This is a genomic window from Dyella sp. 2HG41-7 (genome assembly GCF_021390675.1).
GTDB lineage: Bacteria > Pseudomonadota > Gammaproteobacteria > Xanthomonadales > Rhodanobacteraceae > Dyella_B.
On the sequence record NZ_JAJEJV010000004.1, the window covers coordinates 1,973,298 to 1,987,551 of the forward strand.

Consider the following 14,254-nt stretch of genomic DNA (forward strand, 5'->3'; position numbering starts at 1 on the left):
AAAAGAGCCGGGCATTGCCCGGCTCTTTGCTCACTTCCCTATGCACATCCGTGTGTGCCGACGTGGATTAGAAATTCCAGCGCAAACCCACATTGGCCGTCCAACCGCTGGTACCGTAGTTGTGTAACGCACCTTGGTAATCCACTTCGCCATACAGCGCGAGGTTCTTGGTGAACTGGCTGGTGACGCCGCCACCCAGGCGATAACTCGCACCGGCGCGGCCATCGGCGAACGTGGCTTGCACGTCTTGCCAATCGGTGCTGGTTACATCCACCTGCTGACGGCCACCGACACGGTTGATGTAGTCGGCGCGCAGGTATGGCGAGAATTTCTCGTCGTCGTGCTTGGTGAGGCGTGCACCCAGGCGATACGTGGCTTGTCCGGTGTCACCCAGATTCACCTTCAGACCGTCCTGGTCGGTGACGCTGTTGAACACCAAGGACTGATACGTCACCTGTGCTTGCGGTTCCAGCTCATAGCCTTGACCCAAGGCGAACGGATAACCACTTTCGATCGATGCGTGCCAACCGTGCGCACGAATCGTGGCGACATCCGAACCACGCAGATTCGTGCTCACCTTGCCGCGATAGCTCTCGCCACCGACCACCGTATCGAGGTAGAAGCCGTTGTCTTGCTGCCAGGTCAACCAGGCCGACACGCCGCCGGCATCGTATTTGGTCGTGCTGCCGCCGATGCTGGTGGCCTTGGGCGTCACGGTGGTAGTGCCTTTGTCGGCGGCCACGCCAAAGCGCACGCTGCTCTTGTCGTTCGTCCAGCCCAGGATGCTGCCACCCAACTGCAGCATGTTGACCTGCTGGTCGAAGTCGTAACCGTATTGCTGGAAGTTGCGATCGGAGTTGTAGCGATACTGCGTGCCGATATAGCGCGCGAACATCTCGCCACCGTGGTCGCCGTTGTCGTTGGCTTGCACATTGCGAATCTCGCCCAAGCGCTGATGCAGGGTGTCGATCATCTGACCGCCGTAGCCAAGCAGTGCGGCGCCGGACGACACGTACGAACCCACCTGCGGAGCCACGGCTTTGCGCACCGGTACTGGCGGATCGGTGATCACCGGGTCCGGACCTGTCGGTGTCGGTGCAGGCGTGGGAGTTGGCGCAGGCGTGGGAGTCGGCGCAGGAGTAGGAGTCGGCGCGGGTGTAGGAGTCGGCGTAGGTGTAGGAGTCGGCGTAGGTGTAGGAGTCGGCGTAGGTGTAGGTGTAGGTGTAGGTGTAGGTGTAGGTGTAGGTGTAGGTGTAGGTGTAGGTGTAGGTGTAGGTGTCGGAGTTGGTGCGGGCACCGGAGTTTCGAAGGCATTGGCTAGACGATAGTCCCAATCCAAAGAATTGCCACCCGATAGCACGCTTTGCGATTGATCCGTAGCGCCAGGTCCGAATGCATACAAGTCATACATCCACGGGCCCACCGCGACATAGCCGCCTTTCAGCTGGAATGCATTCGCGCTCGAATCGCCATGCACTTGCACCACTGAAATTCCCTCGTTGGGTTGCACGTAACCGTCACCGTTTAGGTCAGTGTCTGCACCCAAGCCCCGGCCACGCACGTCAAGAAGCGTGGTGCCGGTAACATTTCCTTGAATCAACAAACGATCGGTTTGCTGATTGCTCAGTGCACCACCCTCGTTGAGCACAGTGTTGATCTGCACAGTGCCGTTGTTGCCAACGTAGTTACCAAGAATGGTGAGTGCACCAAACGGACCGCCCGGCATACCGGCACTGCCCGGCAGGATCGTGCCGCTGTTGGTAACACTTCCGGCGAGCGTTCCATAGCCAGCTAGCGTGCCCGCCAACTGAACGTCGACGGCACTGCCCGACAACGAAGCGCTCGTGTGCGCATCATCGCCAATCACGAGCGTGCCGCCGGATATCGTCGTGGCGCCTGTGTAGGTATCGTTGCTATTGAACACTGTGGTGCCGCTGTATACGTTGACGCTTCCCGGACCACCCGTGATGGTTGGTGCAAAAACGTAACTGCCGCTGGTGTCGGTATGGTTGAAGTTGATCACGCCCGTGCCGCTGCCAAAACTCAGGCTCGTTGCATTCAATGTGCCAGGGGCGATAGCGGCATCGCCCGCAGCGGCACCGATATTCAACGTGCCCGAAGAGCCTGCACGCTGAGCGATCACAACGTTGTTGGATCGAACAAGCGCGCCATCGGAGATTGTCAGAGCGCCTTGACCGCTATTGCCTACTGCAATGCCCGTCACATTGGTCCAGGACGAATTCGCACCATCGATGGTTACCGTGCCTACACCGGTTTTGCTATTCCCGAAGAGTGCACTGTCGCTAGTGACGTTCGCACCATTCGTTACAGTGAGCGAGCCAACGTTGGCGGTTCCCACCGACAGATAATCGCTCGTGGAGAGACTGGAACCTATGCCGTCGACAGCTACGGTGCCTATTGCGTTGGAATCCGTCGCAATGTCCGTGGTCGTTGATGTCACCGTGCCACCATTGGAAACAGTAAGTGAACCCGACGCTGTATTGGTGTAGCCGACGTAGAGACCGCCTGTCGTCGCCAAGGTGGAACCGACACCATCAACGAAGGCAGTTCCCTTCGCGCCGTTAAAGGCGCCAACAAGCGTCTGTGCTGTCGAATTGACGGTGCCCCCGTTGGTGATTTCCAGCAGGCCGACACCTCGGTAGCCGACACTCACGCCACCGGAGGTTGTGATATTTGAACCGTTCCCATTCACGTAGATGGCGCCTTGCGATCCCGCGTAAACGCCTGCGGATACATTGCCAACGCCGTTAGGGTTGCCTGCAGCTACTGCAGAACCGCCATTTGTGACGGATAGCGTGCCTTGACCAGAGTTACCGATATTGAACCCGTAACCAGACGTCCAATTCGACCCGGCACCATCGATGCTAATGATGCCCACGGACTCTTGATTCGACGATGTCGCAGTGAATACGGTTCCTGCGGTACTGATCGTGCCGCCATTCGTAACATTGACGATACCCTGGCCGGAATTTCCGCCTGCATTGCCGCCGACCATTGCAGTCCAGCCAGTCGTCAAATGCGAACCAGCGCCATCAACGTTGATCGTGCCTACGCCACCCGGATTGGTGCCAAGAAACGTGTAACCGCCTGAATAATTATTTCCCGAAAGATCGACCATAGCGCCGTCGGCGACGTTTAGTGTCGCGCCACTGGTGACGCGACCAATCGTTACGCCGACGCCGCCCGTGACCACAAGGCTAGAGCCAGGTCCCTGGACATTAGTTACGCCATCGCCATAGATCTTAAAACCTCCTGTCGTTACCGAAGCACCATTGGTGATGGTCAGCGATCCGTCTCCGCCTGGCCCAAAGAAGTTCGACCCTACATAAGTGTCGCCAACATTCAGCGTCGATCCCGTTCCGTCGACCCGAACCGAGCCCGAACTGCCAGAATTTTGAGCAATGTATAGGGTTGAGCCTGCGCTGACGGCGCCTCCATTGGTGACATCGAGTGTGCCCGCGCCGTTGTAACCGACATTGAGCGAGCTGCCTTCCGTCCAAACTGAGCCAACCCCATCGACGGTCACAGCACCGTTGGAGCCTGCATTCAATCCGATGTAACTGCCGCCTGTACTGTTGACCACGCCGCCCGCGACGACATTCAACGTACCTTGGCCAACATTGCCAACGTACAGCATGTACGGTGCCCGCGGAGCTTGTGTGCCATCAATCGTCAGCGTTGCGCCGTCAATGGATGTCTGCGCCCACACCGGTGAAACCGCTAACGCGGAGATCGTCGCAAGCGCCAACGCCGTGCGCCGACGCGAATTGGATTTGCTGCGCGCGTGAGCCAATTCAGAGGCTGCCACCCACGAGTGAGTCGCTGCATTCCAGACGAATCGATAAACCTTATTCATGCGAGTGCTCCTGGTGAGATGGATTTTGGGGCGCAAACGGACCCTGGACTCTCAGAAAGAGCCTTGAATCGATGTTTCGTGTTGGGATTTCCTCGACGTACTTGTCGAGTTGTCGCGGGCGCGTTTCGCTACTGCGAAACGGTGTGGTGCCGTTGACCGCATGTGCGGATACGCCTTGCACATGCATGCCGCCAGGTGTCGCGAAGGTGTCCTGTTCTGTGGGAAATCGTAGGTATTCAGACGGCGAGGTGATATGGGACTCGTCTGAAAACTGCGCCCTCGCAACGCCGAATCACCGGTAAATCAGGGCTTTGTTCAGCAAGGCGAATATCGTAATGTTTGGACATGTGGCGCGTATGTCGTCGTCCAGATTCTGAGTGTGACGATTTGCCTGAATGTCGGCTCAGATAAAACCGAATGCTCATCAGAATGTTTGAAGGCGACTTGCCCGGCCGTCATGTGTTGAGCTGATCCGGGAGTGAGCTGCTTCTGCGGCTAGGTATGTCAGCAAGTTCTCGCGAGGGGCGCTAAACTCAGGGCGTTCGCGTCCTCAGGTTGCTTCAACGCTTACATTCCGGTGCTTCGCTATGAGTCGTCCAACCAAAACCGCACACGATCCGAGCGCCTTGAGCGACAACAAACTGGTTGTCGCGATTTCGTCGCGTGCGCTATTCGATCTGGGCGACAGTCATATGTTGTTTGAAAAGGAAGGCTTGGATGCTTACCGCGCGTATCAGATCGATCACGAGAACGAGATACTCCAGCCTGGCGTCGCGTTTCCTTTGGTGCAGAAGCTGTTAAGCCTCAACAAGCTCGCCGGGGACGTGCCGCCGGTGGAAGTGATTTTGCTGTCGCGCAATTCCGGCGACACGGGATTGCGTATTTTCAATGCGATTCAGCATTACGGCCTGGAAATCAGCCGCGCTGCGTTTACTAGTGGCGCGCCTACGTCCGATTACATCGCACCTTTCAAGACTGATTTGTTTTTATCAGCCAATGCCGAAGACGTTGGTCGCGCGCTGAAGGCGGGTGTGGCCGCGGCGACCATCTTGCCATCCACAGCGCCGCCGCGCGCAAGCGAGCAATTGCGTATTGCGTTCGACGGCGATGCGGTGATTTTTGGCGACGAGGGTGAGCGCGTATCGCGCGAAGAAGGTTTGGAAGCGTTTCATCGCACCGAAACCGAGCGTGCGGAGGAGCCGCTGTCCGTCGGGCCGTTCCGTGGGTTCCTTACGGCGGTTCATCGTTTGCAGGCTGCATTCCCTGCTGAGAATTCACCGATTCGCACTGCATTGGTGACGGCGCGTTCTGCACCGGCGCATAAGCGCGTGATTCTTACATTGCGGCGCTGGGGTGTTCGTATCGATGAAGCGCTGTTTCTTGGCGGCCGCGATAAGGGGCCGTTTCTCGATGCGTTTGGCGCGGATATCTTTTTTGACGATTCGCCGGCTAATGTGGAGTCGGCGCGGAAGCATGTGGCTACGGGGCATGTGCCGCATGGGGTGAGTAACGGTTAGCTCGTTACTCACCATAAGCGCTCGCTTAGACAGTTGTGTCGACTGCGTTGTGCTCAGGGTACCCCATGCCCTTTGCAGGCGGTCCAAATGGCATACCAATCTTCGGGATCGAGCCGCACGTTCAATGCAGCGACGGCATCGCGCAAGCCTTCGATACGACGCGTCCCCGTAATGGGATACGGCCGCGAGGGATGACGCAGCACCCACGCAAAGGCGAGCGTGGTAAGGGAAATGCCAAGGCGCGCTGCGATAGCGGACATTTCGGCGCGAACGCGCGCTGCTTGCTCATCCTCGCCATTGAATAGCCGCCCACCACCCAGTGGCGACCAAATCATTGGGCGCAAGCCGAGTTGCTGTGCCTGATCGAGCGAACCGTCGTCCAAGGTATCCATCTGCAGCGGAGACAGTTCCAGCTGATTGGTGACCAGCGGATGGTGCTGATGCAACAGCGCGAACTGACTCGTGCTGTGATTGGAAACGCCCCAGTTCACCACCTTGCCTTCGCGTGTGAGCGTAGCGAAGGTCTCTGCCAGCGCGGCCGCGTCCATCAAATAGTCGGGACGATGGATCAACACAAGATCCAGCTGCTCGGTGTGCAGGTTGCGAAGCGATTGCTCTACCTCGGCGCGTACGTATGCGGTGTCCGTGTCGTAAAAATTGATGCGGTAGGGGCGTTTGGAGGACTTCAAGCGCACGCCGCACTTCGTCACTAACTGCATGCGTTGGCGTAGATTCGGCGAGGTATTCAGCGCTTCGCCGAACAGCGATTCGGCGCGATAGTCGCCGTAAATATCCGCATGATCGAACGAGGTAATACCCATTTCCATCGCTTGCTCGATCCAACGCAAGCGCTCCTGCACGCTAAGCTGCCAGTCGGTGATGCGCCAGAGACCGGCAACGATAGGGGAGAGTTCGAAAGTGCGTGCGGCGGCTTCGATGGGCATAAGGGTGATGAATTAGCGGCTGGCAGTGGATTTTTGTGGCGCGTTGAGTTCGTCGGCTGACCAACCGCCGCCGATATCGCCGATCAACGATATCGTATCGAGCAGTCGCTGTTGCGTGATGCTCAACGCGCTTTGCTGGGCGCTGAACTGCGCGGCGCGCGCCGTGGCGGCGGTGGTGTAATCCACGGTGCCGGCCTGGTATTCGTTGAAGGCCATTTGCGCGCTTTGTGTGGCGTCGTTGACGACAGTGTCTTGCATCTGCGCTTGCTGAGCGAGAATACGCAAATTCGACAGGTCGTTTTCGACGTCTTCCAGCGCGGTCAGCACGGTGCCGCGATAGTTGGCTACCGCCGCTTCATACGACGCTTTGGCGGCCGCCACTTGGCCGTGACGCGCGCCGAAATCGAAGACGGTTTCGTCAACGTTCGCGCCCAGCGACCATACATGATTGGCAAGGTGCAGCAATCCCGCCAACGGAGACTGCGAAAAACCGTCCGCCGCCGATAGCGTTACATTGGGATAGTAAGCGGCGACTGCCACACCGACCGCCGCATTCTCTTCCGCCATCTGGCGCTCGGCCACCGCAATGTCGGGCCGACGTTGCAGCAGCGTCGAGGGCATGCCGACGGGAATGGTCGGTAACCCCGGAATGCTCGTGCTATGCGGAATATCGAGTTCTTCCGGATTCTTGCCGACCAGCACCGCGATCGCGTGTGCGTATTGCGCACGCGCGATGCCAAGTGCGATCAAGCTGGACTTGGCGCTTTCCAACTGCGTACGAGCGGTCAGCACGTCGGACGGCGCAACCGTACCCGCCGTGCCTTGATTGGCGACGACGCGCAGATATTCGGTGTAGGCGTCGACGGTTTTCTGCAATAAATCGGTATCGGCGTCCGTGATGCGCAATTCGGTTACGGCGTCGGCCAGCGCAATCTGCTCGGAAAGCGTGGCGTTTGCCAGCGTTGCTTGACTCGCTTGCGCTTTGGCTTTGCTTTCTTCGATCGAACGGCGCACCTGACCCCACAGATCCGGCGCCCAACTCGCGTTGCCTTCCAACGAACCGGATGTAGTGACGGTATGGCGCGAGCTTGAGCCGGACGCGCTGCTCGTCGAGCCAGTCAAAGAACTGCTCTTTGCGCCGCCTTGTTTATCCGCAGAGCCGGTAATGCCGATGGTGGGGAACAACGACGCGCGCGCCACTTGTACTTCGGCTTCGGCCTGCTGGTAATTGAAGTACGCCTGCCGCACGGTCTGGTTCGACACCGACACCATCGGTTCGAGTTCATTGATGAGCGGATCGTTGAATACCGTCCACCAGTCGCCTTTCGGCGCTTCGCCGGCTTCGGGCGTCGCGGTGCTCCAGCCGGGCAGTTCTTTGTACTGCGTAGGCATCGGCACCTGCGGACGATGATAGTCCGGGCCAACCATGCAGCCGCCCAGCATCAAGGCCAGCGACGCGGCAAGCGCTGTGTGTAGAGTTTTCATGTTGAGGTACTCGCGTCGGATCTGTTCCACGGCAAGGTGGCGGACCACCTGGCGAGTTTTGCGCGCAGCCGGTCGAGGAAGAGGTAAATCACCGGTGTCGTGTACAGCGTAAAGACCTGACTGAGAATCAAGCCGCCCATCACCGTAATACCCAGCGGCTGGCGCAGCGATCCGCCTTGGCCGATGCCGACGGCCAAGGGCACCGCGCCCAGCACGGCGGCGGCGGTGGTCATCATGATGGGGCGCAAACGCATCACGGCGGCGTCGTGAATGGCTTTGGTCGGCTCATAGCCTTCGTCGCGCTGCAGATGGATGGCGACGTCGATCATCATGATCGCGTTCTTCTTAACAATACCCACCAGCAGAATCATGCCGATCATCGCGATCACGGAGAACGGTGTGCCAAAAATCAATAGAGCAAGCGTTGCACCGATGCCGGCGGAAGGCAGGGTTGAAAGAATGGTGATCGGATGCACGGTGTTTTCGTAAAGCATACCGAGCACGATATAGACCGCACCCAGCGCCGCAAGAATCAATAGCGGCATAGTCGACATCGACTGCGAATACACTTGCGCCGCACCGGCTGACTCGCCGTGAATCGAAGCCGGCATACGCAAATCCTGCATCGCCTGATTGATGGCGACCAGCGCCTTGCTCAACGAACCACCGGGCGGAAGATTGAACGAGATGGTGCCGGCGACCAATCCATCCTGGTGATTCACTTCGGTCGGCGTGTGATTGTTCGTATAGCTGAGCATGGCCGGGAAGGGCACCATCGTTTCCGCCGCCGTACTGTCCGCGCTGCCGCTGGACGAGCCGCCCTTGGAATTGGAAATCGCGTTCGTGAGCTGGTTGGCTTCTGCATTCGCGTTAAGCGAGTTGGTGCTAGAACCGGCCGTTTTCGCCGACGTAACGGCCGCGTACGCTTGCACGCCCTGAACGGTGCTGCCCGGCATTTGCGTTTGTTGCGTACCGCTAGCATTGCCCGCCGCCTTGCTGAAATACATGCGGTTGAGCATTTGCGGGTACTGCCAATATTTCGGCGCGACTTCCATCACGACGTAATACTGATTGAGCTCGTTGTAGACGGTGGATACCGTGCGCTGGCCGAACGCGTCGTACAACACGCTGTCGATCTGATTCGGCGCAAATCCGTAGCGCGCCATGGTCAAGCGATCGAAATTGATATAGGTCTGCAGGCCGTTCTGCTGCAAATCCGAATTCACGTCCGTCAACGTACTTCGGTATTTACCCAGGTCGGTCACCAGTTGTGGAATCCACTTATACAGCGCGTCGGGATCGTCGCTGGTGAGCGTGTATTGATATTCGGAGGCCGATTGCCTGCCGCCGATATGTAAGTCTTGCGACGCCTGCAAAAACAACTTGGCGCCGGAGATAGCGCCGAGTTTAGGGCGCAGACGATCAACCACTTGCGCCGCAGTCATCTTGCGCTCGGCGAGCGGTTTCAACTCGACGTACAAACTCGCCTGATTCAGCGCACGACCGCCGGCAAAACCCGCCACGGAGGCGACGGCAGGGTCCTTCTGCACGATGGCCTGCATTTGCGCGAGCTTCTTTTCCATTGCCTGAAAGGAAATGCTCTGGTCGGCGATGATCTGCCCCATCAGGATGCCGTTGTCTTGTTCGGGGAAGAATGTCGACGGCAGCAATTTGAAAAGAAATACGTTGAGTACGACCAAGCCGATGAGCGTCAGCCCGATCATCAAGGCGTTATCGAGCACCGCGCTGAGCGAGCGTGAATACGCGTTCTTGAAGCGCTCGAACTGCTTTTCGTACCACACCGCCCAACGCGCGCGGGAATGCATCGCGGCGCCGGGGCGAAGCACAGCCGCCGCCATCGCCGGCGTCACCGTAAGCGATATCACCATCGAAAGCAGAATCGCGACCGACAACGTGACGGCGAATTCGTGAAACAGCAAACCGATAATGCCGGGCATCAGCAGGATCGGCATAAACACCGCGATCAGCGATACGCTCATCGAAATAACGGTAAAGCCGACCTCGCCACTGCCCTTGATCGCCGCCTCGCGCACATCCATGCCGGCTTCGACATGCCGGACGATGTTCTCCAGCACGACCACCGCATCGTCCACCACGAAGCCGGTGCCGATGGTCAACGCCATCAGCGAGAGGTTGTCGAGGCTGTAGCCCATCAGATACATCGGCCCAAAGGTGCCGATGATCGACAGCGGCAGCGCCACCGACGGAATCAGAATCGCTCGCGGCGATTGCAGAAACACGTACACCACGCCGATCACCAGGATCACGGCGATAAACAGCGACCGCTCCGTATCGCCAACCGCTCCGTTCACCGATACAGATCGGTCGATCGCCACGCCTACGTGAATGCTGCTCGGCAAGGTGGCTTCGATTGACGGCAACACTTTGCGAATCTGCGAGACCGTTTTGACGATATTGCTGCCGGGCAGCGGAAACACAATCACCAGAACGGCGGGCTTGCCGTTGTACAAACCCATATTGCGCAAGTTTTCGGCCGAATCTTGCACGTCAGCGATATCGCGCAGCTGGACGGCCGAACCGTTGCGATAGGCCACGACGAGATCTCGATACGGCGCCGCTTTGCGAATCTGATCGTTGGATGTGACTTCATAGCGCAAGCCATTCTGATCGATATGGCCTTTCGCGCTATTGGCATTGGCCGCGCTGATGGCAGCGCGCACATCTTCCAGGCCGATGCCGTAACTATTCAATTTGTCCGGTTCCAGCTCCACGCGCACAGAGGGCAGGGCGCTGCCGCCCAGCGTGATCTGGCCCACGCCATCCACTTGCGAAAGCTGCTGCTGGATCACCGAATCGGCGGAGTCGTAAAGCTGCGCGCGCGTCAACGTGTCGGACGTCAGCGCGAGCACCATGATCGGTGAATCGGCCGGATTGTATTCGCGGTACGTGGGATTGCTGCGCAATGTCGTGGGCAAGTCGGCGCGCGCGGCCTGAATCGCCGCCTGCACGTCGCGCGCGGCGCCGTTGATGTCGCGGCTGAGACCGAATTGCACCACGATGCGCGACGAGCCGACGTCGCTCGACGACGTCATCTCGGTCACATCGGCGATGGCGCCAAGGCGTTTCTCCAGCGGTTCGGCCACCGTGGACGCCATGATCTCCGGGCTTGCACCGGCCATGCTGGCCTGCACGACGACCACTGGATACGTCACGTTCGGCAGCGGCGCGACGGGCAAACGGAAATATGCCAGCACACCGGAAAGCAGGATGGCCATCGCGAGCAATGTCGTCGCGACGGGACGCCTGATAAAGAGCGCCGGAATGTTCACGGCGTTCTATCTCCCGCAGCGAGCGACGGTTTGCGGTTGAAGCGCTGCGCCAACCGATCGAAGAACAGATAGATCACCGGCGTGGTGAACAACGTCAGCAACTGGCTGAGCATCAAGCCGCCGATGATCGCCAAGCCAAGCGGACGACGCAGCTCCGAACCGGTACCAGTGCCGACCAGCATCGGCAACGCGCCGAGCATGGCGGCCAATGTTGTCATCAGGATCGGACGGAAACGCAGCAACGATGCCTCGAAAATCGCCTCGGCCGGTGGCTTGCCGTGATCGCGTTCGGCTTCGAGCGCGAAGTCCACAATCATGATCGCGTTCTTCTTTACGATGCCGATCAGCAACACGATGCCGATAATGCCGATCACATCAAGATCGGAGCCGGCAACCATCAACGCCAAGAGTGCGCCGATACCGGCCGAGGGTAACGTGGACAAAATCGTGACCGGATGAATAAAGCTCTCGTACAACACGCCCAGCACGATATACACCGCCACAAGCGCGGCAATCAGCAAATAGACTTCGCTGGACAGCGAATCCTGGAACGCCTGCGCCGCGCCTTGGAACGACGACGTAATCGACGCCGGCAACTGTACCGCCTGCTCAGCCTGATTGATTTCGGCCACGGCTTTGCTCAACGAGGCGTCCTTCGCGAGGTTGAACGAGATGGTGATCGCCGGGAATTGCGAGAGATGGCTGATCACCAACGGCGATTTATTGACTTCGATCTTTGCGATCGCACTTAGCGGCACTTGGCCGTTCGTGGCCGTTTGGCTGGGCAGGTAGAGTTCACCCAGCGATTGCAGCGTCGGGAGCTTTTCAGGCTTGGCGACCAAGATGACGCGGTATTGGCTGGACTGGTTGAAGATCGTCGATACGATGCGCTGGCCGAGTGCATCGTAAAGCGCGTTGTCGATAGTCGCAGGCGTAATGCCGAAACGCGCCGCCAATTGACGGTTTACCTCGATATTGACGCTCAACCCTTCGTTGTTCAGATCGCTCGTCACATCGGTGATCGATTTGATCTGCTTCATCTTCGCCACAAGCGCCGGCACATACTGCTGAAACGCTTGCTGGCTCGGTCCGCGCAACACGAATTGATATTGGTTTGGGGATACCGTGGTGTCGAGCGTGAGATCCTGTTCTGGCTGCAAGAACAGCCGGATGCCAGAGACATCCGCCACTTCCTGTTGAATGCGTCGCGCAATCTCGGCGGCGCTATCCGAGCGATCGTCGCGCGCCTTGAGGTCGATCAGGAAGCGGCCGTTGTTGAGCGTGGTATTGGTGCCGTCGATGCCGACGTAGGACGTGAGGCTGGTGACGTCCTGATCCTTGAGAATCGCTTGGGCCAACTGCGCCTGGCGATTCACCATCGTGTCGTAGGAAACGGAGTTGTCGGCGATGCTGATGCCCTGAAGCACGCCGGTGTCTTGGACGGGGAACAAACCCTTTGGAATGGCGATGTACAGGATCACCGTGATGATCAGCGTGACGACGAAGGTCACCAGCGTCGCGGTTTGGTGATCCATCACAAAACGCAATCCGCGCTCGTAAGCGTTCAGCGTTTTGTTGAACAAACCTTCGCTGATCTGCTCGAACCGGCTTGGATGGCGTTCCGCCTGCGCTCGCAGAATGCGCGCGCACAACATCGGCACCAATGTCAGCGACACCACGCCGGAGATCACGATCGTCACCGCAAGGGTGACCGCGAACTCGCTAAACAATCGGCCGATGACGCCGCCCATGAAAAGCAGCGGAATCAACACGGCGATCAACGAAACCGTCAACGACAAAATGGTGAAGCCGATTTGTCCGGCGCCGATCAGCGCGGCATTAAGCGGTGTTTCGCCTTCTTCCAGATAACGCACGATGTTCTCGATCATCACGATCGAGTCGTCCACCACGAAGCCAGTGGCGATGATCAACGCCATCAACGACAGGTTGTCGATGGAGTAGTTAAGCTCGTACATCATCGCCAAGGTGCCGATCAGCGAGACCGGCACGGAGATGCTGGGAATGATGGTGGCGGGCAGGTTGCGCAGGAATACGAAGATCACCAGCACCACCAGCACCACCGCCAGAATCAGCTCGAAGGCGGCGTCGGATACGGAAGCGCGAATCTCGCCTGTGCTGTCGGAAACGATCTGCACCTGCATGCCGGCCGGCAGCGTGGATTCGAGCTGCGGTAACTCGGCCTTGATCTGGTCGACCGTTTTGATCACGTTTGCGCCGGGCTGGCGCTGCACGTTGAGAATGATGGCAGGCGTGTTGTTGAACCACGCGCCGAGTTCGGTGTTCTGCGCCGATTGCGTCACACGCGCGACGTCTTTCAAGTACACCGGTGCGCCGTTTTGGTAGGCAACCACCGTGTTGAGGTAGTCCTGTGGATCTTGAATCTGATCGTTGCCGTTGATGGTGTAGTCGAGTTCCGGGCCGTCGAAATTGCCCTTCGGCTGGCTCACGTTGACGTTGGAAATCAGCGAGCGCAGGTCGTCGATATTGAGACCATAAGCGGCGAGTTTCTGCGGATCAGCTTCGACACGTACGGCGGGGACATTACCGCCAGACGGCGTAACGAGACCAACGCCCGGCACTTCGGCGATCTTGGTGCCCAGGCGATTGTTCGCGACATCCTGCAACTGCGTCAGCGACATCGATTTGGATGTCACGGCAAGCGTGAGAATCGGTTGATCGGCCGGATTCACTTTCGCGTACGTCGGCGGCGCGGGCAGGCCGCTCGGCAACAGACTGTTGGACGCGTTGATTGCTTCCTGCACGTTCTGTTCGGCGACGTCCAGATTAAGCGAGAGATCGAATTGCAGCGTAATCACCGACGCGCCGGCCGAACTGCTGGACGTCATCTGCTGCAAGCCGGGAATTTCGCCGAGCTGCACTTCCAGCGGCGCGGTTACGGTAGTGGCCATCACCGACGGGCTCGCGCCGGGGTAGAACGTCTGCACCTGGATCGTCGGGTAATCGACGCTGGGAAGCGACGATACCGGCAGGAAGCGCATCGCCACCAGGCCTATCAACACCAGCGCGATCATCAGCAGCGACGTCGCCACCGGCCTGAGTACAAACAGGCGGGAAATATTCATCGAGTCACACGCTCAC

Annotated in this window: 6 protein-coding genes; 1 reads left to right on the forward strand and 5 read right to left on the reverse strand. The window is 58.7% G+C overall.

Annotated elements, in window-relative coordinates; translation table 11 throughout:
- Positions 1-67 precede the first annotated feature (67 nt).
- The gene (locus L0U79_RS10150) at positions 68-3,877 is read right to left on the reverse strand and encodes an autotransporter outer membrane beta-barrel domain-containing protein (RefSeq protein WP_233842160.1); all 3,810 of its coding nucleotides are present in this window, start codon (positions 3,875-3,877) and stop codon (positions 68-70) included.
- A gap of 587 nt (positions 3,878-4,464) precedes the next feature.
- Here L0U79_RS10150 and L0U79_RS10155 point away from each other — a divergent pair.
- Positions 4,465-5,394 (forward strand): 5'-nucleotidase, encoded by a 930-nt coding sequence (locus tag L0U79_RS10155; protein WP_233842161.1) that lies wholly within the window; start codon positions 4,465-4,467, stop codon positions 5,392-5,394.
- Positions 5,395-5,447: 53 nt separating this feature from the next.
- Here the strand turns inward: L0U79_RS10155 and L0U79_RS10160 are convergent, their stop codons facing one another.
- From L0U79_RS10160 to L0U79_RS10175, 4 genes are read right to left on the reverse strand one after another with little or no spacing between them, the layout of a single operon-like run.
- Positions 5,448-6,338 (reverse strand): aldo/keto reductase, encoded by an 891-nt coding sequence (locus L0U79_RS10160; protein ID WP_233842162.1) that lies wholly within the window; start codon positions 6,336-6,338, stop codon positions 5,448-5,450.
- 12 nt (positions 6,339-6,350) lie between these two features.
- Complete coding sequence (locus L0U79_RS10165) at positions 6,351-7,823, reverse strand: efflux transporter outer membrane subunit (protein WP_233842163.1); 1,473 nt, start codon at positions 7,821-7,823, stop codon at positions 6,351-6,353.
- Complete coding sequence (locus tag L0U79_RS10170; RefSeq protein WP_233842164.1) at positions 7,820-11,134, reverse strand: efflux RND transporter permease subunit; 3,315 nt, start codon at positions 11,132-11,134, stop codon at positions 7,820-7,822. Before L0U79_RS10170 ends, L0U79_RS10165 begins: the two co-directional genes overlap by 4 nt.
- Positions 11,131-14,238, reverse strand: coding sequence for an efflux RND transporter permease subunit (locus L0U79_RS10175; RefSeq protein WP_233842165.1), 3,108 nt, complete (start codon positions 14,236-14,238; stop codon positions 11,131-11,133). The genes L0U79_RS10170 and L0U79_RS10175 overlap by 4 nt, the downstream gene beginning before the upstream one ends.
- Positions 14,239-14,254: the final 16 nt, after the last annotated feature.